This window comes from Phenylobacterium sp. Root700 (assembly GCF_001429025.1).
Lineage (GTDB): Bacteria > Pseudomonadota > Alphaproteobacteria > Caulobacterales > Caulobacteraceae > Phenylobacterium.
The window spans coordinates 1-205 of the sequence record NZ_LMHT01000032.1; the positions used below are offsets into that span (position 1 = coordinate 1).

Below are 205 nucleotides of genomic sequence, written 5' to 3' on the forward strand. Positions count from 1 at the left end.
CTCGCCGACGAAGATCTCGCCGACCCCGATCATGGTCGCGGCCATGTGGGCCAGCGGCGCGAGATCGCCCGAGGCGCCGACCGAGCCCTGGGCCGGAACGACCGGCGTCAGGCCCTTCACCAGCATGGCTTCCAGCAGCGCGACGGTGGCCGGCCGCACGCCCGAGGCGCCTTGCGCCAGGCTGGCCAGCTTCAACGCCACCATC

1 protein-coding gene is annotated in these 205 nt (G+C 73.2%); it reads right to left on the minus strand.

All coding sequences use genetic code 11. The annotated features are described in order from the left end of the window. On the minus strand, window positions 1-205 hold a 205-nt coding region (locus ASE02_RS22565; protein WP_056735655.1), incomplete at both ends, for an aromatic amino acid lyase.